We start from the raw sequence: 20,729 nt of genomic DNA, 5'->3' as shown, positions 1-20,729 counted from the left end.
CCGATCCTGTTTGTTTATTTTTTATAATAGCCCGATAATATGACCCTTAGATCAATTAAAATTCCACTTGAATTTTTAATTGCCGGGATACTCTGGGCATTATGCAGCAGCCCCCTCATTTCCTTTCCAAAAGAGCTTACTCACGAAACACGTGAGCTCATCAGAACCATTAACAACCTGGTTTTTGTTGTCATTGCTGCGGTTGTGCTTTACTTCGAAATAAAAAAGCAGCAACATAAATTATCATCGTCAGAGGAGCAGTACCGCAACCTGGTTGAACATAACCCCAGCCCGATGTGGATATACCGCACAAACACACTTGAGTTTGTAAAAGTAAACCATGCTTCTGTTGATTTGTATGGATACAGCTATGATGAATTTATGGCGATGACCCCAACGGACATCCGCCCGGAGAGTGAGCGTGCAAAATTCATAGAACGCGTTAATTCAATTGGCCCGGGTTTAACCAAACAGGGCGTATGGTTACATCAAAAAAAATGCGGTGAGTTAATTTATGCCTCAATAGTAACTTACGACCTTGCTTTTAATGGCGAACCCTGCAGATTGAGCATGATAAGTGATATTACGGATATCGTATTAAAGGAAGAAAAAATAAAGGCGCAAAACGCCGCCCTGCACGAGATAGCCTGGGTAAACTCGCATCAAATAAGGAAATCGCTTTGTTCGGTTATGAGTCTGGTGGCATTACTTAAGGATGCCCAAACCGAACACGAGCACAAAGAATATATCAGTATGATAGAAACCTGCACTGATGAGCTGGATGAAGTATTGAAAAAAACAAATAGCCGCGTAGATGAGTTAAAGGAGCATTGATGTTTTTTAGTTGATTAAGTTAATAAATAGTTGATTGAGTTAAGTGGTTGACTAGGTTGATTAGGTTATAAAAATTCAACTTAATCCAACTCAATCAACTTATTCAACCTAATCAACATATTTCATCCCCACTATCCGTTCAATTTCAGAGACCTCAACAGGCTTGCTAATAAAATCATTCACGAATGGATATTTTGCAGAGACCTCTTTATCTATATGGCGCACGGATGAGGATATGATATAAACCTGTATATTCTTGTTTACTTCATGCTGCATCTGTTCCATACGTTCAAGGAAATCCCATCCGCTGAATTCAGGCATATTCAGATCTAAAAATATTACATCGGGCAGTTTTTCGGGTTCAGCTTTATATTCTTCGATATAATCCAGTACCAATTCCCCATAGAAGGTATAAGTGGTGGCATCAAAGTAGTTTTTGTCTTTTAAGATGTGCTTCATCATAAAATGATCGATCGGATCGTCGTCAATAATTACAAGTTTTCTCATGGTTTCATAGGGCGTTACGTAATACTAAAAGAATTAACCCAAACATTGTTTTAATTAATTTAAAATTACTTTTTTCACATCTGTGAAATTCAAATAGGAAGAAAAATTTATAGCAACCTGTATAAATTAAAAATACAGGTGATCGAGATCGCCATTTTTTAGGTGATCCCTTATCTCACTTATTGCATTAAGCGCATGCCGGCGATAGGTATCGTAATTAAATGCATCGTGGTTTGCAGGCAAAAATATTTCTTCTTGTTCAAGGCAACTCAGCAAGCTCTGTTTTGAGGTTGCATTTTCTGAACATTTACGATAAATGTTATGATACGCCAGATCAGCGTCATGCATGGCCTGGAAACTGGATAGTCTGAACAGGTCCTGGTATTTGTCTAATTTATATTTTTCAAGATCAAGATCGCTGTACATTTTCAAAAAATAATCCGAAGCTTTCTTAAGACCCTGGTTCTGTCGTGCGGCAAATGTTGTCATAGTCAATGTGATAAATGTATATGGCGTTACAAACATAGTACATAAAAATTCACCAAAAAACCCGTGTTTTCACGGTATTTTCAAATAGATTTTTGACTACAAAAATGGACAATAGTTTAATTTGATAAGATATAGACACTAAATGACAGCTTAGGCCCGCTCAATTGCCGCGGGACCACACATTAATTGAACCCCAAAATCCCAATCTTACGATAATCAACAAATATTTAAGATATTAGTTGCTTAATCACATCACTCAAACAACCCTATCATGAACAAAAACCTCGGAATTATACTGATCGTCATCGGCGCAATAATGCTGATCTGGACGGGCGTTACCTATACAAAAAAGAAAAAGATCATTGATGCCGGCCCCATACAGGTTTCGGTTGATCAAAAAGAAACCATCGGTTGGCCACCGTACCTGGGTACCATATTGCTGGTTGGCGGTATAATTATCGTGGTTACGGGAAAAAAATCAAGCTAAATCGGAGCCATTTACCGATTTAATCATCCGTTTTACCGAACAAACAGTAATATTCATCCGCACTTATTTTGCAGATGAGCTGCAACAGGCTAAACTTGCGCCGTCGTTCTAAAACAATATAAAACCTTATGCCATTAAAAATGGATAATCCAACTAATATTTTACAGGTAGATAACCTGAACGTGTTTTACGGCAAGTTCCAGGCGGTAAATAATGTGTCGTTCCATGTATCACGGGGCGAGATATTTGGTTTGCTCGGCCCTAACGGTGCCGGTAAAACCAGTACGCTGAGCGCGGTGGAAGGCCTGATCAAGCAGCAAGCGGGTACAGTTACTGTGGCAGGCTATGATACTTTAAAGAATCCTCTGCATGCACGCGCAGCAATGGGCGTTCAATTACAAGCCACGAGTTTTCAATCAGAGTTGAACGTATCTGAAATATTAAAACTATACGCCAGTATCTACGGCGCCAACCTGTCCAAAGAAAAACTGCAAAGTCTGCTGAGCGAGATCAACCTGGCTGATGCGGAGAACAAGAAATTCGGACAGCTATCAGGTGGTCAACAGCAGCGTGTGTCACTGGCCATCACTACCATACACGACCCTAAACTAGTATTGCTTGACGAGCCGACTTCGGGCCTCGACCCGCAATCGCGCCGCCAGTTGTGGACACGCATCGAAGCCATTCGTGAGAAAGGCAACGGCGTAGTGCTCACCACCCATTCCATGGAAGAGGCCGAATCCGTATGCGATCGTATCAGCATTATCGACCACGGCCGGGTAATAGCCACCGGCACACCACAATCGCTGATAGACGAACACCGCAACGCCCCTGAAGTGATAGCAGTATCTCGCCGCGGCAGGATAACGCTTGAAGACGTGTTTATAGCATTGACAGGGACGGCGGTAAGGGCGTAGAGTTGATTCACCCCCAACCCCTCTCTGCTACCAAAGAGGGGAGTAAAAAATAAAAACAAAAATCCCTCTTTCCGCGCAGCGAAGAGAGGGTGGTCCAGCGAAGCGACGATCGGGTGAGTAAAATAGCCGCGCGACGAGTAAGACCAATCATAGCGATGTGTTTAAAACGCATCGCTATAAACAAGATATATCAATATAAAACAACTAACCATGGAAATGGAAATTTCAATACCAAAAACATCCGCAGTAATGGCTGCCCTGTTGCGTGCCGATTTTACTACGCTGTGGCGCAATCGCCGCGCGGTTATTATGGTGCTTATTGTGCCGATGATCATTGTTTTTTCGTGGAAGGGTCTTGTTGCTACTGCGGGTGGCGCTTTCGTGCTGTCGAACAGTATCACGTTAGGCTTAGTAGCTATTGGACTAATGGGCTATACCAACTCCATAGCCCGCGACCGGGAGAAGGGCGTTTTCCAGCGTTTAAGGGTATCCCCGCTCCCGCTTTGGACTATCATGGCCAGCAGACTAATTGTACAACTGACGTTGATACTGCTCATGACTATCGTTGTATTCCTGTCGGGATATAATTTTGATAAGATAGTAATGCCAGCTGGGAGTTATGCCCTTACTTTACTAGCTGCCATTGTCGGCGGTGCGGTTTATCTTGCGCTTGGGCAGGCTATTGTTGGACGCATCCAAAACCCGGAGACGGTTAACTCGACATCAAGACTGATCTATTTTGCCTTTATTATGGTAGGTATGTTTGGCGAGCTTGGCGTATTGGGCGATAAATTTAAAAAAGCGGTAGACTGGACTCCTTACGGCACTGTAAAAGATATATTGACTGCCAGTCTTGATCCTTCCAAATGGAGCAACCACACCAGCATGGCATTAATGCTCACCATAGGCTATACCATTGTATTTGCCACACTGGGCATTAAATGGTTTAAGTGGAGCACTAAGTAGAAGTCGGAGGTCGGAGGTCAGATGTCCGACTTCAGACTTCAGACCTCTGACCTCAAAAAATCACTCCAAATGCACCGTCAGCGGCTGATAGCGCGGCTGCATTCTTTTAATGGTTTCGGCCATGCGTTTGATAAACAGGTAATTACTGGCTCCGCCTATTACAGCGCCAACAATCGGTATCAACCGGGTCGCCGTTTTTGAGCCCATCCTTACCATCACTCGCTCGGCACCCCTTTCCAGTATGTTTTTGGTGATGGCAATACCTGCCTCCACCTGCAATGCTGCAGCCATGATTGCCAAAAATTCGTCAAACTCTATCCGGTAGGTGCCACGGTTGTGATAAATAATACCCAGTGTAACCCTTATCTGCTGGGTCATCATATTCAAAAAATCAAACGGAATACCCACGGCCATAGTAAGTGCACCACCGCCACCGGCAATAGCACCTGTAGTGGCCGATAATCGAGCGCACTGCTCAATAAACTTGTCGAGCCCCATTCTGTCCACACCCTGCTTAACGCCGAGTTGGTCTATATGGGTAAATAGTCTTTTAAAACTGTCCTGCTGCAGGTCGTCAAAAGTATTCCTGATATTGATTATGGTGTTATTTATCGTGTTCATAGTGGTAAAATGATGTTATAATAACAACACCAATAACCTATAATTGTTGCAGCGCAGTGGCAATAACAGCTCAAACAAGCCAATAAATAACCAATGCTATAAGCAAAGGAATGTCAAGCACAAGAAATACATGCAAAAATTCTTTGCCTTTTACTTCACCATCAATAAATACATGGTGGAAGTCGCTTTTGAGCATTTTCAAAGTATCCATGGTCGTTATTTTTTTAATAAACTTCCCGGTTAGCAACAGTCTGAGGATGTGACGTCTGCTAGTCGATATGTTAGACAATCGGAAAGCTAAAAGGTTTAAAACAGATAACATTTTAAGTAATTTATTCGTTACAATTCAAGCAATCCATATATGAGCAATACATTTACATATTTTATGATAAAACAGGTAATCCCCGCCTTATGCAACTAGCAATCTTTCTCCTGATCGTAGTGCTATTAGCGATAGCCAGCGCGCTGTCCCTCAAAAAAAAATATGTCAGTATAGGAATCCCCGACAAGCTTTTTTCTTACATCCTCAAAGAGGAAAGAAGAATATGGGTTTGTATGCCCCGCCGTCATGATGAGCTGCCTCCTGATAAGCGTTACCCGGTAGTTTATCTGCTTGATGCCGAAGAACAGTTTGCAAATTTCACCACTATGATACAGGAGGTGAACGAGGCCGACGGCAGCAGAATATTTCCCGAAATGATAGTGATCGGCATACCTAACACCAACCGTTCGCGCGATCTTACTCCTACCCCCTCAAAGTATAATGCTGCCGGCACAAAGGTGAATGATTTTAAAAGATCAGGCGGCGGTGCGGATTTTATCGCCTTTATTGAAAAGGAGCTGATCCCCTACGTGGCCTCTAAATACCCGGCATCAGACAATAGGATACTAGCAGGCCATTCCTTAGGCGGATTAACGGTTATTGATACCCTCTTACATCATACCACAACGTTTAACAGTTACATAGCCAGCGACCCCAGCGTATGGTGGGACGATCAGTTAATAATTAACCAGGCACGCGTAGCATTACTGCAACAGCGTTTTAACGGCCGCAATTTGTTTATCGGCATTGCCAACACCCTGCCGCCGGGCATTGAGGTGGAGCAGGTACGCGCAGAGGTTACCTCCGAAACCAACCACATCCGCAGCATACTGCGACTGGCCGATATGCTGGAAAACAGCAAGGCAAATGGCTTAAACTTCGGCTATAAATATTACGGGCAATATGATCATACTGCTGCCGCAAGTGCCACCTGGCGGGATGCATTGCCATTTGTTTTTAAAGAGGATAGCCTGCTGAAGGCGGGGTAAAAATTGAGTTGATTGGTTGATTAAGTTAGAATAAGTTGATTAGGTTAGCTCATCTTTTAACCTTCTTTTCGCGCAGCGAAGAGAGTCGACCAGCGTAGCGATGTTGGGGGTGAGTCAACACGCGCTACTATTTTTATTGATACTAAAAATCAATATCTTAGATACAAACTTAACCACCTCATGAAACTCTTCTTCACCTTGCTTTTGGTAGCTATTATCAGCACTGCTAATGCCCAAACCATTAAAGACCACCAGGTTGTTATCGGCAAAACAGATAGTGTAGCATCCAAAATACTGAATGAAAAACGTACCGTCTGGATTTATCTGCCAACCGGTTATGATCCTGCTGCAAAACAGCGATACCCCGTAGTTTATCTGCTGGATGCCGACTGGAACTTCGCCGCCTTCAGTGGTATGGAACACGAGCTGAGCGAAGTGATCGGCAATACGGTATTTCCGCCGATGATCGTTGTCGCCATCCCCAATACAGACCGCACCCGCGACCTTACCCCTACAAATGGCAATGTTGACCCGGACGGTAAGAAAACGGACGATTTCAAAACATCAGGAGGTGGCGAAAAATTTACTGCCTTTATACAAAAAGAACTGATGCCGCATATCGATTCGGCTTATCAAACTGTGCCTTACAAAATGCTCATCGGGCACTCGTTTGGCGGTTTAACAGCCATGAACATCATCATCAACCATACGGATATGTTCAACTCTTACATTGTGATAGACCCAAGTATGTGGTGGGACAGCCGCAAACTGCTCAACCAGGCGCGCGATGTATTTAAACAGAAAAAGTTTGAGGGCAAGTCCATGTTCCTGGCTATTGCCAATACCATGCCTTCGGGGATGGATACTTTGCGGGTGCAGAAAGACACTTCGGGCACTTCAGGGCATATAAAGTCAATACTTCAGCTTAAAAATATCCTGCAACAAAACCCCGGCAATGGCCTCAATTGGAGTTATAAATATTATAACACTGACAGTCACGGCTCGGTACCACTTATAGCCGAATATGATGGCATGCATTTCCTGTTCAGCTTTTACAATTTCCCTCCGGGGTTTGAAGCCACTATGATTGATAAAAATGCCAAAATTGATGTAGAGTCCCTTATCAGCAGTCATTATGATGATGTATCAAAGCACATGGGCTATAAAATACTTCCGCCCGAAGACATGCTGAATCAGGTAGGCTACTATCTTTTGGGGATCGGCATGCCCGAGCGTGCCTATGCCGTTTTCAATCTCAACATTAAAAATTATCCTGATAGCTTTAACGCTTACGACAGCATGGGCGATTACTACGATAACCAAAAAAACAAAGCAAAGGCTATTGAGTACTATACCAAATCACTAAAGATCAAAGAGACACCTGATACAAGGAAGAAATTAGATAAATTGCAGGCAAGTAAATAATGCATTATGGATCCAATCGATGACCCGCTAAACTATAAATGGGGCGTTTTCTATTTTAACAGGAATGACATTCGCACGGTGGTGCCTAAAAGGTCAAGGGTACTTGGATGGACATTCAATTTTGCCCAACCGGGCAGCTATGCTTTTGTAGCAGTTATTATAGGTGTTGCGGTATTGTCTGCCTTATTGTAAAACTGATAGTTAACCCCGGTTTAAAAGCAAACAATTCTTCATTGCTGTCCCTTTCAAGGGACGGAATAAATAAATCAACTGGCATGGCTTCAGCCTAAATCTGCATTTGGCTAAAGCCCTTTTGTCCATCCCCTTTGCTCCCGACCCTTGAAAGGGACGGCAATAAATCAAATAAACAATTCAATCTGATATTAAATCAACTTAATCAATCCAACCTAACCAACTCAACCTCAATGTAAAATAATTAAACAAACTTTATACCTATCGGTATTTTATTTACATTTGCATATGGGAAAAGCAGAAAGAACCAGAGAATTTATAGTTGAAAAGACCGCGCCGTTGTTCAACCGCAAGGGTTATGCAGGCACGTCAATGTCTGACCTTACAGAAAGCACCGGACTTACCAAGGGTGCTATATACGGCAATTTTGAGAACAAGGACGAAGTGGCCCTGGCAGCATTTGACTATAACCTGGGTCGTATGGTGCAGCGGGTAAAATCATTGCAAACCCCGGAAATGTCTGCTATAGGCAAGTTGAAAGCTTATATTGACGTTTACCGCAAAGGTCTGTTCAACCCTACCCTGTCTGCCGGCTGCCCTATCATAAATACCGGTGTAGAGGCTGACGATACCCATCCGCGATTGAAGAAAAAAGTAAGCGATGCCGTAACTGCATGGCACCGCAGTATTTCGGCTATTATACACCAGGGCATACGCTCGGGCGAGATGAACGCGAATGCAGATGTTGCCGCCTTTGCCTCACTGATGATCGCTATGATAGAAGGCGGTATTACCGTATCTAAAATATCTGGTGATATCAGCTATCTCAACCAAAGCCTTGACCAGTTGGAAAAGCTGATTGACCTGCAGTTGAAGAAATAAGGGTTTTTAATTAATCTATCTTCAGAAACTTGCCGCTCTCATCAAATAGCAGGTCTTTCCCTTTTATTTCAGACTCGAAGAAGTGGTTACCTGCAGCATCAGTCACTTTACCTGCTTCTTTTATTTTGGCGCCATTATAATTAGTTTTTACATAAGCAGATACAGCTGCGGGGAGCTGGCTCACCGGTATGGCATTCACCTCCTCAACAAATGCGCCTGCCGGGGTAAACTGTACCGAAGTATCCTCGCCGGATTTTCCGCCCCAGTTGGCCTCATAGTTTCCTTTTTCTTTTTCCCAGCTTACTTTGGTGGCGTTGGGATATTTTTTGGTCAATGTCTCTTTTACTGCCGCAGGTACATCTTTGGCTTTAATATCCTGTGCCATGGCACTGCCAGCTAATGTCGCCAGTACAAACGCTGATAGAATGATTTTTTTCATATTGTTATAGATTGGATTTACCCAAGTATAAGAAGTCAATCTGTATAAATATGGTAAAGTATCTGTAGTAAAACTGGATTTCAAAAAAATGGCCGGGACTATCCCGGCCATTCATCACTCATTATATATTCAAATTGGCCGGTTCCCATCTTTACACCAGCCTATATATACATTACGGTAAAAGAATTACAAACGCTACAGGCGATTTTATTTGATCATCAATTTAATAATTTGATCCTGATTCCCGCATTGACCACTACCCCATCCAACGGTGCATAAATATCTTTAAAATCAGGATTAGTGATGCTGCCTGTATAAATACTGCCCCACCTGGTTTGCCTTTGGTCGGTCAGGTTTTCAGCATTCACAAAAATATCCAGGTGTTTCCACATCTTTTGTACCAGCAGGCCAAATGTCACAAATCCCCTGCCGGTGGTACCATCACTCAATAGCTGTGGCCCGGTATAAAAGCTTTCAGCCCCAAAACGGAAGCTACCCTCAATTTCGTAAGTCGCATCAAAGCTTAACTGGTTTTTGGGTGTCAGTGGTTGTGTACTTGCCGATCCGTTAAAATGCTGTTTGGTATCGGTATAAGTATAGCCCAGGTAAAAAACCAGTTCGTCCATCACCAGTTTGATATTGGTCTCTGCACCCTGTGTCGTCAAATGGCCGGGCGCGTTTATAAAGGCATTGTTTTGCAGCAGCAATGGCCTATCCACGAAAGTGTAAAAGAAAAGCTGGTTCACATTAATAGATGCTTCATCACCCAATGCACTACGATAATTCATGTCACCATTAAGCCCGTAAGATTGCTCTGCCTGTGTATTGCCGATGCTTAACGGCTGTATATGCTGATAACCATCCTGCTCGCTTTCGTCATTAAACAAAGTTGGCATTTTGTAGCCCAAACCGCCACCAATGCGGCTGGTTAGGTGATCGCTTAATTTAAATAAAGCGTTTATTCTTGGTAAAATAAAAAGTCCGCTGGTTGGCTTGCTGGGCGCAGGCGTGTTATCGTCTACCCGCAGGCCGCTTTCCAGCGAGAACCAGTTGGTAGCTTTATAGGTATTTTGCACAAACGCTCCTACAGTAGTTTGGGCATAGCTCAGATTGTTTTGCGGTGGCTGAGCAGTAAAATGATCAGTAATCAAGTTAGCCCCTGCCACCCAGAATGCTTTTTCGCCATTATGTACATAGTTCAATTCGCTAAAGGACGAAAGCTGCCTGCCTTTAAAAGCATACCCCGGTTCTTCCAATTGCCTGTCGAAATAGCCGATGGTATTTTTAAAATTAATCCGGCTTTGTCCATCTATTTTATGGGTGAAGGATAATTGGGTAGAAAAGCGGAATGTTTTGTTCCGCTCAAAATACTGGTGGATGCTATCTGCCCTGCCATTAATCACCTGCATATCGCCTCCTAAACGGTTTTCGTAGGTGGTATTTACACCAAACCAGCCCGTGTTATGCTCATCAATATAAAGGAACACTTTTGGGTTGATGCTAAAACGATTGGTTTGTGGTATGGCAGAAAGCCCTGTATTAGAGGGATCATAAGCTCCGTTATAATTGTAGGAGCCAAAGATGGTAGTACCGACATGTTTCCACTTCTGACTGTAATAACCACTTGCATCAGCACCTTTGGCACTGGTGCCGTTCAGTAAAAATGTTAGCTCGGGTTTATCTTCGGGTGTTTTACTAATTAGGTTGACGAGACCCGCGATAGCGCCCCCACCATAAAGGGTAGAAGCCGAACCCTTGATAAACTCCACCTGTTTTAAATCAAGCGGACTTACCTGCAACAAACTCAGGCTTCCTGAAAAACCAGAATACAGCGGCATCCCATTCTGCAACAACTGGGTGTACCGGCTATCCAATCCCTGTATACGGAAACTGGCCGTGCCACTAACCGCCGAAGTCTGCTGTACATGTATACCCGTTGTTTCGCCCAGCAGCATCTTAATATCACCGGGCCGCATGGTGCTTTTCTCGTCCAGCTCCTCTAAAGGCAATGCTTCAACCCGCGTGGGAATATCCTGTAGGTTCTGGTTGGTGCGGGTTGTTTGTATGGTAACTTCTGCCAGTTCGCCGGTTGTGGGCTCAAGGCTGATGTTGATCACCTGATCCGGGTTCTTTAGCGGAAATGTGTAGACCTGGTCGCTCTTGCTGAAACCGACATAGGTAATTTCAATCTCAAATTTCCCGTTGGGGACATTGGTTATGGTGATCAGGCCGCTGGTATCGGCGCTCGCAGATATTTTAAGATCGGGTATATTGGCTGTGGCACCTTTAAGCACAGCTTTGGTTTGATTGTTAATTGCTTTTGCCCTAAACGTATTTTGTGCCATCCCCCAACAAGATGACAGCGTACAAAGTACGAGCATGAAAAATATTTTCATTAATATATGAATAGACAAGCCAAAGCATCAAATGCCATGACAAGATGTTTAAGAAATAATTGAATAAGTTAATAGGAAGGATCAGGCAAGGGCGAGTGGTGGCCTGAACAATTTATTCTTAAACTCTGAAGTATGAGCTGTGATACCGATAGGCGGATGTGCAACAATATCCATATGTACGGTTATTGCTGATAAATGTATTGGTGGAAGCACCACATAGAATGGCACGGGCTGATGCTGAAACTGTACCGTGTTACTACCATTTTGCGATTTGTCATGATTATTATGGCCAAACATCTCCTTACCGTGCAGCAGGTAATCGCCTATAAAATCAAGTACCCCTAATTCTTCTGGTGTGGTGATCTTTGAATAGCTGCGGTACATTTCGGGCAGGTCGCGGGTCAGCGAAAAATCACCCAAAGGCAAAACAACGCTGCCTGTTAAAATAAAGCATGCCATTAATACGGTAATCACTTTCTTAACCATACGCTACAAAGATAGTAAAACGCGGGAGGGTAAAATGATAACTTTAACCAATAAGCCAAAATATCTGACTATAATATTATTATGCATGCATAGCATATATTATAATATCTGTGTTGCAACAAACAAAAAGAAATAAATTCAACAAAAAAGAGAAAGTTTGGGGCTCTCTCTTTTCTTCTCAATAATTAACTGAACTCATAATTAAATCATAAAGAACGGTTTTTTGTTTTAGATTGATAATTCATGAATTAGTACAAATATAAAGTCTATCGGGTTAACAGACTAATATTTTATTATTATTTTAATGCTATTTTTTCAACATTTATATTAAAATACGCCACTTTTCGGCAAAAATGTTAATAACTCATATTTGTAGGGGTGATTTGCTGCTTAAACAGGCTTAAACAATAACCAAAACGGCAAATATTACCATATTATCAATTTTTGACACATATATTAAATATTTATATCAAGATACTAATTTACTGGTATTATTTTTATCATTTCTTCAACCAAACAGGTCGCTGCTGAGGTAACGGTCGCCCCTGTCACATACGATAAATACAATTACGCCTTCCTTTAACTCCTGTGCTAATCTGATGCTTGCAGCTGCTGCACCACCGCTGCTCATGCCGCAGAAGATGCCCTCAACTTTGGCCAGTTTACGTGTCATTTCGGTGGCTTCCTGTTCAGAAACGTCCATTACCTTATCAACCCGTTTCGGGTCAAATATTTTTGGCAGGTAAGCCTCCGGCCAGCGGCGTATGCCGGGGATGGATGATCCGTCGGTTGGCTGACAACCTACAATCTGTATTTGATCTGATTTTTCCTTCAAATATTTTGAGCAACCCATAATAGTGCCGGTAGTACCCATGGCGCTCACAAAGTGGGTTATTTTACCTTCAGTATCGCGCCAAATTTCAGGACCGGTGGTTTTATAATGTGCCGCATAATTATCCGGGTTGGCAAATTGGTTCAGCTGATAATATTCGCCCGTGGCCGCCTTTTCTTCGGCATAATCCCGGCAGGCTTCTATCCCATCCAGCAAAACCACTTTGGCTCCAAATGCTTCCATAGCCAGCGTACGTTCACGGGTGGAGTTGGATGGCAGCACCAGTTCTATCTCCAACCCAAAAAGGCAGGATATCATGGCCAAAGCAATACCAGTATTGCCGCTTGTAGCTTCTATCAGCTTGGTGCCGGGCTTAATATCACCGCGTTCAAGGGCGCTGCGAATCATATTCAGCGAAGCACGGTCCTTCACACTGCCGCCGGGGTTATTACCTTCCAGCTTGGCGTAAATAGTAACGTTTGGGTTAGGGTTTAATTTTTTTAGTTCGACAAGAGGCGTATTGCCTATCAGATCTATTATACCGGCCATTTTTTAATTGTATATTAGAGAATCAAGAGTTAAGAATCAGGAGTCAGGATAAAAAGAACCTAAAATGGTTTGCTATGTTATTATCCTGGTTCCTAGATACAGTTCCTGACCTTAATTTCTATTTCTTGACTCTTAATTCTTGATTCCTGATTCTTAACTCTTGACTCTTCCTCAACTATTCCTTAATTTTCTCCTTCAGCAAACTTACCTCGTGCGTGTGATATACTTTTGAAAAAGGAGGAACAGATTTGGTGAGCCATACATTACCGCCAATAATACTACCCTCGCCTATCACCGTACGACCGCCCAATATGGTTGCCCCGGCGTAGATCACCACATCATCTTCTACCGTAGGGTGGCGTTGTTTATGTACAGGTGTTTTGCTCACGCTCAAAGCGCCTAATGTAACCCCCTGGAACAGCTTCACATGCCTGCCAATTACACAGGTTTCGCCGATAACTACACCTGTACCGTGGTCGATATGGAAATACTCGCCTATCTGCGCGGCCGGGTGTATGTCGATGCCTGTTTTTGAGTGCGCATATTCGGTCAGGATACGCGGTATCAGCGGTACGCCTAACTGGTAAAGCGAATGTGCCAGCCGGTAAAACGAGATGGCATAGAAACCGGGATAAGCCCTTATCACCTCAAATTCGCTTTTGGCAGCAGGGTCACCATCAAAAGTGGCCTGTATATCGGTGTTCAGCAAGCGGTACAATTCAGGCAGACTTTCGAAAAAATCATGTGCTACTTTTTCATTGGCTTCGTTATACATACCGCTTGCCGCATTCAGAATATCATTAAGCTGGTGCTCCAGTTTCTTAAACTCCGACTCCAACTGATGCACAAAGGCAAACAAGCGATTAGACTGCTCCGGATAAAGCAAACGGATAACCTGCAGCGCCCAGTCCGCAATCTGCTTGTTGGACGGCACAGCACCGGTTATTTGCTGTTTATCTAATATATGCTGGTAAAATGATTTATCCATATTACGGGCACTTTACTGCAAGTGCTATTACTTAACAATTTTAATTAAAAGATGATTTATCCGCGTCGTCACAACGTCAAAATACCGGCTATAGTAAAAGGTTTCAGCAAACCGCCTTTTTTAAAGCGCCGGGCCGGTTTTTAACGAATGACCAAAGGCAGATTGACACCACTAAAAACGTATAATCAGGCTATAAAGTTACAACTTAAAAGTTATTGCCTGTATAATATAGGGGGTTAATAGTCAAAATCGGATTTTTATGCGGGTGGGGGTTGAGGATGTGCGTAGGGTTATTTACTCACCCGGTCATTGCTTCGCTCGGCCACCCTTCGCTGCGCGGAAAGAGGGGAATTTTTTATTTCTTTTACTCCCCTCTTTGCGTAGCAGAGAGGGGCTGGGGGTGTTAAACAGCTGAGTTAATTAATTAAATCTACCGCTTTTATAAGAACTGGTTCATTAGAAAAGGAAGTCTCAGTCAGGTGTGGAACGAAAACAGTAGTTTGTTCATATTCGTTCCCTTTAATATCTTTAAAATCTAATTTAAATATAAGGTGACTTTGATTTGGCGTTTTAGATGGGATAGTTCCATCATTTGAACCAAATAGAAATTGAAGTCCAAATTGCCACTTTGCATTCATGTTTCCACTTGGGAAAGGATTATAAGATTCAAAATTTACTGCTTCAGTAATTTTCATTCTAAAATCTCTGACAGGATTTTCATTTAGTTCAAAAGATAAATGAAGTAAATACTTTCCTTCAGGGGTACTAGGCATTTTATATGGTGTCTTTGAATAGGCCATTTTGAATTGAGGCATTATCTCTTTTCTATGTCTAATTGTCTCAATTTCTAATAATTTTAATTGAGCTTTTGAAACCTTAAGCTGCTCCTCAAACGTGTATGTTTGTAACTTAAAAGTCCAATAAAAACATACTAATGCTCCTAAAGCGATAAAAGCTTGACTTACCGATGCCAAAGCACCTAAATCCTCCGAGATGTTAAGTAGCATTATTCCAGAAATATGTTTTAAAAATAAAGATTCACATTGATGCTTTTATATATGAGATAAATAATTGGAACTTATTAGGTAACTATATACCTGTCAGTTCAAAATTGTAACTTTAAATCCTAAAGCCTTTGTGTAAGAAGTAATTCACTACACATATAAGTAACACCCCCCCGGCCACAGTAACTATAACCCCAATGATTATAGCATCAATTTTAACAACAATCCATTTCAATATTTTTACAGATACGATTCCGGCTTTTTTTCTTATAGTTTGGGGTGTTGTATGTTGTTTGTTTGGAATATTCTTAGGCTCGAAGAGTAGGTCAGGCTCGAAATAATAGGTATTCACATAATTCCTACCTATTTGAGTAATACAAGCTATGTTGCTAAGGGTAATTAGTTTCTTTACTTCAAGAAACTTCACAATAAACCAAATGTCATCGAGGTTTAATCCTTGTATTTGAATATCAGATATCCCCACGCCTGGAGTCTTAGACTTTATTTGGTTTAAAGCCTTGTAACAGTATAAATCAATTTTTTCAAGAATATGAAGTTCCGATTGAATATTAGGCAACTTTGGAAATTGATCAAAATAATAGCTGTGATCTGAAGCAATAATAGTCTTTGCTTCCGACTTTTCCATTAATCCAATAATAGTGCTTTTCTCTGTTGCATATTTTGATTCTTTATATAGAACTCCGATATCTTTGATATCAAGTACATGGTATAAATCCTTATTGATACCTGTCTGCCATAAATTAATAGTTACATCGGTAATCTCATTGGTATATTTATTTTGAAGTTTGAGCATAAAAAGACTACTGGTTAGGTAGCCCAAGTTAGGAATAAGTTATTTAATTAAATAATGTCCTTTATTTCACCCCCCTCTGTCCGAAGCTTTCAATTTCAGAGACTTCAAATAGCGCACCAATATTACTTCACCGTAATTACCACCCTCTGATACGCCGTAAGTGACGGCGATCCATTATCCGTAGCTTCCAAAATAACATGAATCCTTTGCCCTGAAACTGCATCCTTCGGTATAGTTACTTTTGCCTGTGCGTTATTTGCATCAGTAATAGTGATCTTACCGGGATAAGTCCCAGCCTGGAATTGCCACCATTTAACGGATATTTTATCTTTATCGGGATCTGAAACAGCTCCGTTTAACCTGATTGTTTCTCCGCGCGATGCTAAAATGCTTAACGGCCCTTCTATCTCTGCAACAGGTGCATGGTTTGCGTCAGCGTACTTAGGGGTAACAGACCATTTAAGACGGGCGGCAAAATCGCGCTGGGCTGCAGGAAAGAAATCAGGGTACCCATTAGCCATTTTATTTAATTGTTCGGTCATTGAACTCATTGCAGCAGCCATAGCTTGCTGGGATGTATCATTCGTCGGTAAGGAAATTCCGCTTTGCTCCCGTTCATTTACTGTACGACCGCCCCATCCGCCATAAGATCCTTTTTCATAGGCACGCAGGCCGTTCCCCAGCATATTCATAAACGTAAAATCGTCGCCTTCACCAATCCACGAGCCCTTTGGCTGAACCGGCATCCATACCAAATAGCCCATTTTTCTTAGCTGTTCATTCGTATAGCCCGAAAAGCCGAAATAATCCATACGGTCGCCTTTTACCATTTGTTTTCCATCGCCCCAAACCCGGTACAGTGTTCCCAATGGCCCGCGGTCAGACACATTTTCTTTCATCCAGGAAGAAGTTAAATAAACCGAATCCGCTGGTTTTGCACGCAACTGGGCACCGTATCCATAGTTAGGCCCTGCAACAAATTGCCGGTATTCTATATCGGGCCAGTTAGGTTTAATATATTTAGCATAAGTATCGTCCTGGTCGCCGGATGGCAGCAACACCACTTTTCCTGATATCTTCTTTTTGATCGCTTCCCATTGAATGGTATTCCCGTATTCCTCCTGGATGGATTTTAGGGCCCTGGCTATTGTACTCTGTCCTCCCCATGCTGTTATAAACAACTGTCCCGGTTTATCATCCAGTATCAGTGCTTTGATCAGGTCTGAACCTGCCGAATTTTTAGAGATATCCCCGTCAAATTCAATGTTTCCATAGCGGATCTTTGATTTCAGCAAGTCAGGTGAGGGATAATCAGGGTTATGCACTTTCAGGTTCGGATATACTTTTTCGTAAGCTTCAACGGCATTATGAATAAAGCGTTCATCTTTAGCCCAGCGCCATGATGTACACGGACAGGTATCCAGCCCAAAACGTGCATATTCCCTACCGGGAACATACCACTTAGTCCCTTTGCCATCTCCTTTCCAATGGTAACCGCTGCTGGCATAAATAAGTCCTTCCACATCCAAATCACAACTATTCAGCAAAAAACGGATCAGTGAATTATTGTCGTCGAGTTCGGGATCGGCAGTTACTACAATGCGTGGTCGTGTTGGTTTATTCGACGATTGTGCTTTTACAGCGTTTGCTAAAAAGCACACAACCGCTATGATAAGTGTGTAAAGGCTAATTTTGAATTTCATGAAGTGGTTTGTTTTGGTATCTCAATGTCAGAAAAAATATCCACCTGTCCAAATGTGTCGTTTAGACACATAGTAATTTCCGCTTGTCCAATTCCGCCTGTCCAGGCGTGTCGCTCGAACAGGCGAAAGAGCACAAAACCAAGTCGATTTTATAATTGTTTGCAGATATGTGAACAACCAACATTATACCTATAAATAAAAAATTATGAGACCGACAAAAATATGGGCTAACCTGGTAGTAAAGGATGTAGAAAATACCCGGAATTTCTATACCAAATTAGGGTTTAAATCTAACGAGGGACGCAACAAGGCAAAAGAGCTGACCAGCTTTTTAATTGGCGATGATGATTTTGTGGTGCACTTTTTTGCGCATGATCCTTTTAAGGATGCCACAAAAGGAGAAGTTGCTGATCTGACCCGCGGAAATGAACTGATATTCACCCTTTGGGCTGATAGTAAAGAAGAAGCGGATGCCTGGGCTATAGAAGTTCGTAACGCCGGCGGGACGATCTTTAGCGAACCGGCTGAATTTGGTAAAGGCTACTATGGCTTTGGCTTCTCAGATCCGGACGGGCATAAATGGAATGTATTTCATATGTAAGAAAGCTACTGGTCATTGCTACGCTTTACCTGCATAAAGAATATATTGGTAAAAACTACGTTATACTTTCTATAACCAATTGTTGTATATACCTTTAACTAAACCCAAATCAAAATGATCACTTTAAAGAAAACCTTTGCGGGCACGCTGGCTCCATTGCTGATTGCATTTTTCTTAGTAACTATAAATTGCCTTACCATTAAAACGGCTGGTGCCGCGCCTATGTTAAAAGTCAAAACCATCGAAACAGCGCTTACGGCTTTCGAAGGTATCTACCAGAATAAAGTAAATACATTCGCATATTTTAAAATTACGGTTGCCGGTACTACCCTGGTTGCGAAACAAATGGATGGCGACAGGGAAATTGTACTGACCCGGAAATCAGAATTTGGGTTTGAAATGAAGGACGATGACGGCGACGAAACTATACCTGTAACCTTCTCCAAAAACGACGCCGGCGAAATTGTTGGCCTAATGGTAGCCGATAAGGACCAATGGGTTAAGGTTAAGGAATACATACCTGTAAAGGAGGTAACTCTTACTGCAGAACAGTTAAAAGCGTTTGAGGGAAAATACAAGTTTGAAGAAAAAGATGACGCGTACCTGCAAATTACAGCAACAGCCACAGGCTTAACACTTAAACAAATGTGGGACGGCCGCGAAATAAACTTCATAGCAACAAGTGATGTTGATTTTCTGAATAAACAAGCGGCCTTTCCGCTCAAATTCACAAAGGACAGTGCAGGTAACGTAACCAAAGTATTAGCCTTCAACCGCGATCTTTGGGATAAAGTGAAGGAATAAAAAGTTTTATCGTAATGAGTCTGTTCGTTGCACGAATAGTTGACTCACCCGGTCATTGCTTCGCTCGACCACCCTCTCTTCGCTGCGCGGAAAGAGGGATTTTTGTTTTGTTGGTCGGGATTATAAAACCTGACTAACAGAAGAAAGAGTTACGTGTTAGTTATACCGTTAAAAAACCAAATTATTCAAAGAAAAATTTTAAATAAAAATCATATTTAAGTAATTGCTTAAATACATATCTTCGTACTTAATGGTTTTTTATGAGCGAGTGTAAACGGATTTTTGCGGATAGCGGGCAGATCAATAATTGCCGGGAAATGATCAAAGAAAATCAGCAATCCTTTGCTAATCTTTCAAAGATTGTGGCTTTAGCAGGAAATGAAGTCCGTTTAAAAATACTTTTTCTTTTAAACCAGGAGCGTGAATTATGCCCTTGTGACTTGAGCGATATATTGGGAATGACGATTCCGGCTATATCGCAGCATCTGCATAAATTAAAGGATGGCGGCATTATACAATCCCGCAAGGCTGGTCAAACGATATTCTACTCAGTGTGTGCTTCCCAATTACCCCTGCTTAAACCATTCTTTAGTATCATCAACGAACCATTAGCGACTATAAAAACATGAAAGCAGCCATTCAAAAAAGCTGGATAAGTGGTGTACTGGCAGTATCAGCAGCTTCGCTTTGTTGTATTGCACCCTTGCTGGCCTTTTTTGGCGGTGTCGGCGGCGCGGCCACTTACTTTAACTGGATCGGGCCTTATCGTCCTTATCTTATAGGTATCACCATTCTAATCTTTGCTTTCGCCTGGTATCAGAAATTGGTGATAGCACCACGGCAGTCAGAGCACTGCTGCGAACCTGCAAAAAGTTCGTTTTGGCAATCCAAAAAATTCCTGCTGATCGTTACTTTGTTTTCAGGTGTATTGATTACTTTCCCTTATTATTCGCCCTTGTTTTACAAATCGCCGGAGAAAACATCTGATAATTTTGTTGCACAAGCTAATTTTAAATATGTACTATTGAATATTAGAGGCATGGGTTGCGCCGACTGCACAAAGCATATTGACGGCACCCTGATGGGACTTAATGGCGTATTATCTTCCAGCACGTCATTTGAGAAGGCTCAAACGATAGTTTATTTTGACCCGGCTAAAACAAACGCCGACAGCATCAATCATAAAATAAAAGAAATAGGGTATCAACCCGCTTTTATGAAAAACGACTAATCCAATGGCAACAGTGGTTCTGCTTAATTCTGTAATTACTTGTCCTGATTGTGGTTTTCAAAAAGAAGAAGAAATGCCGACCGATGCCTGCCAGTACTTTTATGAATGTGAAAACTGCAAAACCCGTTTAAAGCCGTTAGCAGGTGATTGCTGCGTTTTTTGCAGCTATGGCACAATTAAATGCCCACCTGTTCAGCAGGGTACTTCTTGTTGCGGTTAAGCGCTCCCCCTCTTTGACAGCAGAGAGGCAA

General features: G+C 42.1%; 25 protein-coding genes. 13 read left to right on the top strand and 12 right to left on the bottom strand.

What is annotated here, in order from left to right:
• Positions 1 to 39: 39 nt before the first annotated feature.
• A complete protein-coding gene (locus ACPPVU_RS09185; protein WP_426671398.1) occupies positions 40 to 834 on the top strand; it encodes a PAS domain S-box protein in 795 nt (264 codons plus the stop codon).
• A 108-nt stretch (positions 835 to 942) separates the two neighbouring features.
• On the opposite strand, the gene ACPPVU_RS09180 is transcribed toward ACPPVU_RS09185, so the two are convergent.
• Both ACPPVU_RS09180 and ACPPVU_RS09175 read right to left on the bottom strand, forming a co-directional pair.
• The gene (locus tag ACPPVU_RS09180) at positions 943 to 1,341 is read right to left on the bottom strand and encodes a response regulator (protein ID WP_426671397.1); all 399 of its coding nucleotides are present in this window, start codon (positions 1,339 to 1,341) and stop codon (positions 943 to 945) included.
• Positions 1,342 to 1,467: 126 nt separating this feature from the next.
• The gene (locus ACPPVU_RS09175; RefSeq protein WP_426671396.1) at positions 1,468 to 1,830 is read right to left on the bottom strand and encodes a hypothetical protein; all 363 of its coding nucleotides are present in this window, start codon (positions 1,828 to 1,830) and stop codon (positions 1,468 to 1,470) included.
• 271 nt (positions 1,831 to 2,101) lie between these two features.
• Between ACPPVU_RS09175 and ACPPVU_RS09170 the strand changes: the two genes are divergently transcribed.
• The 3 genes from ACPPVU_RS09170 to ACPPVU_RS09160 all read left to right on the top strand — a co-directional run bounded on the left by ACPPVU_RS09170 (position 2,102) and on the right by ACPPVU_RS09160 (position 4,200).
• Positions 2,102 to 2,317 carry a hypothetical protein gene (locus ACPPVU_RS09170; protein WP_426671395.1) on the top strand — a complete coding sequence of 72 codons (216 nt, stop codon included), beginning with the start codon at positions 2,102 to 2,104 and terminating at the stop codon, positions 2,315 to 2,317.
• 140 nt (positions 2,318 to 2,457) lie between these two features.
• Complete coding sequence (locus ACPPVU_RS09165; protein WP_426671394.1) at positions 2,458 to 3,234, top strand: ABC transporter ATP-binding protein; 777 nt, start codon at positions 2,458 to 2,460, stop codon at positions 3,232 to 3,234.
• Positions 3,235 to 3,444: 210 nt separating this feature from the next.
• Positions 3,445 to 4,200, top strand: coding sequence for an ABC transporter permease (locus ACPPVU_RS09160; RefSeq protein WP_426671393.1), 756 nt, complete (start codon positions 3,445 to 3,447; stop codon positions 4,198 to 4,200).
• 60 nt (positions 4,201 to 4,260) lie between these two features.
• Here ACPPVU_RS09160 and ACPPVU_RS09155 read toward each other — a convergent pair whose 3' ends face one another.
• Positions 4,261 to 4,821, bottom strand: coding sequence for a hypothetical protein (locus tag ACPPVU_RS09155; protein ID WP_426671392.1), 561 nt, complete (start codon positions 4,819 to 4,821; stop codon positions 4,261 to 4,263).
• A 70-nt stretch (positions 4,822 to 4,891) separates the two neighbouring features.
• A complete protein-coding gene (locus tag ACPPVU_RS09150; RefSeq protein ID WP_426671391.1) occupies positions 4,892 to 5,032 on the bottom strand; it encodes a hypothetical protein in 141 nt (46 codons plus the stop codon).
• 200 nt (positions 5,033 to 5,232) lie between these two features.
• Between ACPPVU_RS09150 and ACPPVU_RS09145 the strand changes: the two genes are divergently transcribed.
• From ACPPVU_RS09145 to ACPPVU_RS09130, 4 genes are all read left to right on the top strand, one after another.
• Positions 5,233 to 6,132 (top strand): alpha/beta hydrolase, encoded by a 900-nt coding sequence (locus ACPPVU_RS09145; protein ID WP_426671390.1) that lies wholly within the window; start codon positions 5,233 to 5,235, stop codon positions 6,130 to 6,132.
• Positions 6,133 to 6,312: 180 nt separating this feature from the next.
• Positions 6,313 to 7,557 (top strand): alpha/beta hydrolase-fold protein, encoded by a 1,245-nt coding sequence (locus ACPPVU_RS09140; RefSeq protein WP_426671389.1) that lies wholly within the window; start codon positions 6,313 to 6,315, stop codon positions 7,555 to 7,557.
• A 6-nt stretch (positions 7,558 to 7,563) separates the two neighbouring features.
• Complete coding sequence (locus ACPPVU_RS09135) at positions 7,564 to 7,749, top strand: DUF5808 domain-containing protein (RefSeq protein WP_426671388.1); 186 nt, start codon at positions 7,564 to 7,566, stop codon at positions 7,747 to 7,749.
• A 288-nt stretch (positions 7,750 to 8,037) separates the two neighbouring features.
• A complete protein-coding gene (locus ACPPVU_RS09130; RefSeq protein ID WP_426671387.1) occupies positions 8,038 to 8,631 on the top strand; it encodes a TetR/AcrR family transcriptional regulator in 594 nt (197 codons plus the stop codon).
• A gap of 10 nt (positions 8,632 to 8,641) precedes the next feature.
• Here ACPPVU_RS09130 and ACPPVU_RS09125 read toward each other — a convergent pair whose 3' ends face one another.
• From ACPPVU_RS09125 to ACPPVU_RS09090, 8 genes are all read right to left on the bottom strand, one after another.
• Positions 8,642 to 9,070 carry a PepSY-like domain-containing protein gene (locus ACPPVU_RS09125; protein WP_426671386.1) on the bottom strand — a complete coding sequence of 143 codons (429 nt, stop codon included), beginning with the start codon at positions 9,068 to 9,070 and terminating at the stop codon, positions 8,642 to 8,644.
• Positions 9,071 to 9,288: 218 nt separating this feature from the next.
• The gene (locus tag ACPPVU_RS09120) at positions 9,289 to 11,466 is read right to left on the bottom strand and encodes a TonB-dependent receptor (RefSeq protein WP_426671385.1); all 2,178 of its coding nucleotides are present in this window, start codon (positions 11,464 to 11,466) and stop codon (positions 9,289 to 9,291) included.
• 81 nt (positions 11,467 to 11,547) lie between these two features.
• A complete protein-coding gene (locus tag ACPPVU_RS09115) occupies positions 11,548 to 11,952 on the bottom strand; it encodes a hypothetical protein (protein WP_426671384.1) in 405 nt (134 codons plus the stop codon).
• Positions 11,953 to 12,460: 508 nt separating this feature from the next.
• Positions 12,461 to 13,333, bottom strand: coding sequence for a cysteine synthase CysM (gene cysM / locus ACPPVU_RS09110; RefSeq protein ID WP_426671383.1), 873 nt, complete (start codon positions 13,331 to 13,333; stop codon positions 12,461 to 12,463).
• Positions 13,334 to 13,508: 175 nt separating this feature from the next.
• Positions 13,509 to 14,321 carry a serine O-acetyltransferase gene (locus ACPPVU_RS09105; RefSeq protein WP_426671382.1) on the bottom strand — a complete coding sequence of 271 codons (813 nt, stop codon included), beginning with the start codon at positions 14,319 to 14,321 and terminating at the stop codon, positions 13,509 to 13,511.
• 416 nt (positions 14,322 to 14,737) lie between these two features.
• Positions 14,738 to 15,328: a hypothetical protein gene (locus ACPPVU_RS09100; protein ID WP_426671381.1), complete on the bottom strand. Its 591-nt coding sequence runs from the start codon at positions 15,326 to 15,328 to the stop codon at positions 14,738 to 14,740.
• A gap of 112 nt (positions 15,329 to 15,440) precedes the next feature.
• Positions 15,441 to 16,139, bottom strand: coding sequence for a hypothetical protein (locus ACPPVU_RS09095; RefSeq protein WP_426671380.1), 699 nt, complete (start codon positions 16,137 to 16,139; stop codon positions 15,441 to 15,443).
• A 122-nt stretch (positions 16,140 to 16,261) separates the two neighbouring features.
• Complete coding sequence (locus ACPPVU_RS09090) at positions 16,262 to 17,842, bottom strand: nucleoside hydrolase-like domain-containing protein (protein ID WP_426671379.1); 1,581 nt, start codon at positions 17,840 to 17,842, stop codon at positions 16,262 to 16,264.
• A gap of 205 nt (positions 17,843 to 18,047) precedes the next feature.
• Between ACPPVU_RS09090 and ACPPVU_RS09085 the strand changes: the two genes are divergently transcribed.
• The 5 genes from ACPPVU_RS09085 to ACPPVU_RS09065 all read left to right on the top strand — a co-directional run bounded on the left by ACPPVU_RS09085 (position 18,048) and on the right by ACPPVU_RS09065 (position 20,698).
• The gene (locus ACPPVU_RS09085; protein ID WP_426671378.1) at positions 18,048 to 18,443 is read left to right on the top strand and encodes a VOC family protein; all 396 of its coding nucleotides are present in this window, start codon (positions 18,048 to 18,050) and stop codon (positions 18,441 to 18,443) included.
• 114 nt (positions 18,444 to 18,557) lie between these two features.
• The gene (locus ACPPVU_RS09080; RefSeq protein WP_426671377.1) at positions 18,558 to 19,247 is read left to right on the top strand and encodes a hypothetical protein; all 690 of its coding nucleotides are present in this window, start codon (positions 18,558 to 18,560) and stop codon (positions 19,245 to 19,247) included.
• Positions 19,248 to 19,507: 260 nt separating this feature from the next.
• Positions 19,508 to 19,876, top strand: coding sequence for an ArsR/SmtB family transcription factor (locus ACPPVU_RS09075; protein ID WP_426671376.1), 369 nt, complete (start codon positions 19,508 to 19,510; stop codon positions 19,874 to 19,876).
• The gene (merTP, locus tag ACPPVU_RS09070; RefSeq protein WP_426671375.1) at positions 19,873 to 20,478 is read left to right on the top strand and encodes a mercuric transport protein MerTP; all 606 of its coding nucleotides are present in this window, start codon (positions 19,873 to 19,875) and stop codon (positions 20,476 to 20,478) included. The genes ACPPVU_RS09075 and merTP overlap by 4 nt, the downstream gene beginning before the upstream one ends.
• Positions 20,479 to 20,482: 4 nt before the next feature.
• The gene (locus tag ACPPVU_RS09065) at positions 20,483 to 20,698 is read left to right on the top strand and encodes a GDCCVxC domain-containing (seleno)protein (protein ID WP_426671374.1); all 216 of its coding nucleotides are present in this window, start codon (positions 20,483 to 20,485) and stop codon (positions 20,696 to 20,698) included.
• Positions 20,699 to 20,729: the final 31 nt, after the last annotated feature.

The sequence above is a fragment of the Mucilaginibacter sp. McL0603 genome, assembly GCF_049992945.1.
GTDB lineage: Bacteria > Bacteroidota > Bacteroidia > Sphingobacteriales > Sphingobacteriaceae > Mucilaginibacter.
This window is presented reverse-complemented; position numbering and strand designations above follow the sequence as displayed.

Excerpts from the sequence above, each read along its gene's own strand:
- ACPPVU_RS09185 (WP_426671398.1), top strand. The coding sequence starts at position 40 with ATGACCCTTAGATCAATTAAAATTCCACTTGAATTTTTAATTGCCGGG.
- ACPPVU_RS09180 (WP_426671397.1), bottom strand. The coding sequence starts at position 1,341 with ATGAGAAAACTTGTAATTATTGACGACGATCCGATCGATCATTTTATG.
- ACPPVU_RS09175 (WP_426671396.1), bottom strand. The coding sequence starts at position 1,830 with ATGACAACATTTGCCGCACGACAGAACCAGGGTCTTAAGAAAGCTTCG.
- ACPPVU_RS09170 (WP_426671395.1), top strand. The coding sequence starts at position 2,102 with ATGAACAAAAACCTCGGAATTATACTGATCGTCATCGGCGCAATAATG.
- ACPPVU_RS09165 (WP_426671394.1), top strand. The coding sequence starts at position 2,458 with ATGGATAATCCAACTAATATTTTACAGGTAGATAACCTGAACGTGTTT.
- ACPPVU_RS09160 (WP_426671393.1), top strand. The coding sequence starts at position 3,445 with ATGGAAATGGAAATTTCAATACCAAAAACATCCGCAGTAATGGCTGCC.
- ACPPVU_RS09155 (WP_426671392.1), bottom strand. The coding sequence starts at position 4,821 with ATGAACACGATAAATAACACCATAATCAATATCAGGAATACTTTTGAC.
- ACPPVU_RS09150 (WP_426671391.1), bottom strand. The coding sequence starts at position 5,032 with ATGGATACTTTGAAAATGCTCAAAAGCGACTTCCACCATGTATTTATT.
- ACPPVU_RS09145 (WP_426671390.1), top strand. The coding sequence starts at position 5,233 with ATGCAACTAGCAATCTTTCTCCTGATCGTAGTGCTATTAGCGATAGCC.
- ACPPVU_RS09140 (WP_426671389.1), top strand. The coding sequence starts at position 6,313 with ATGAAACTCTTCTTCACCTTGCTTTTGGTAGCTATTATCAGCACTGCT.
- ACPPVU_RS09135 (WP_426671388.1), top strand. The coding sequence starts at position 7,564 with ATGGATCCAATCGATGACCCGCTAAACTATAAATGGGGCGTTTTCTAT.
- ACPPVU_RS09130 (WP_426671387.1), top strand. The coding sequence starts at position 8,038 with ATGGGAAAAGCAGAAAGAACCAGAGAATTTATAGTTGAAAAGACCGCG.
- ACPPVU_RS09125 (WP_426671386.1), bottom strand. The coding sequence starts at position 9,070 with ATGAAAAAAATCATTCTATCAGCGTTTGTACTGGCGACATTAGCTGGC.
- ACPPVU_RS09120 (WP_426671385.1), bottom strand. The coding sequence starts at position 11,466 with ATGAAAATATTTTTCATGCTCGTACTTTGTACGCTGTCATCTTGTTGG.
- ACPPVU_RS09115 (WP_426671384.1), bottom strand. The coding sequence starts at position 11,952 with ATGGTTAAGAAAGTGATTACCGTATTAATGGCATGCTTTATTTTAACA.
- cysM (WP_426671383.1), bottom strand. The coding sequence starts at position 13,333 with ATGGCCGGTATAATAGATCTGATAGGCAATACGCCTCTTGTCGAACTA.
- ACPPVU_RS09105 (WP_426671382.1), bottom strand. The coding sequence starts at position 14,321 with ATGGATAAATCATTTTACCAGCATATATTAGATAAACAGCAAATAACC.
- ACPPVU_RS09100 (WP_426671381.1), bottom strand. The coding sequence starts at position 15,328 with ATGCTACTTAACATCTCGGAGGATTTAGGTGCTTTGGCATCGGTAAGT.
- ACPPVU_RS09095 (WP_426671380.1), bottom strand. The coding sequence starts at position 16,139 with ATGCTCAAACTTCAAAATAAATATACCAATGAGATTACCGATGTAACT.
- ACPPVU_RS09090 (WP_426671379.1), bottom strand. The coding sequence starts at position 17,842 with ATGAAATTCAAAATTAGCCTTTACACACTTATCATAGCGGTTGTGTGC.
- ACPPVU_RS09085 (WP_426671378.1), top strand. The coding sequence starts at position 18,048 with ATGAGACCGACAAAAATATGGGCTAACCTGGTAGTAAAGGATGTAGAA.
- ACPPVU_RS09080 (WP_426671377.1), top strand. The coding sequence starts at position 18,558 with ATGATCACTTTAAAGAAAACCTTTGCGGGCACGCTGGCTCCATTGCTG.
- ACPPVU_RS09075 (WP_426671376.1), top strand. The coding sequence starts at position 19,508 with ATGAGCGAGTGTAAACGGATTTTTGCGGATAGCGGGCAGATCAATAAT.
- merTP (WP_426671375.1), top strand. The coding sequence starts at position 19,873 with ATGAAAGCAGCCATTCAAAAAAGCTGGATAAGTGGTGTACTGGCAGTA.
- ACPPVU_RS09065 (WP_426671374.1), top strand. The coding sequence starts at position 20,483 with ATGGCAACAGTGGTTCTGCTTAATTCTGTAATTACTTGTCCTGATTGT.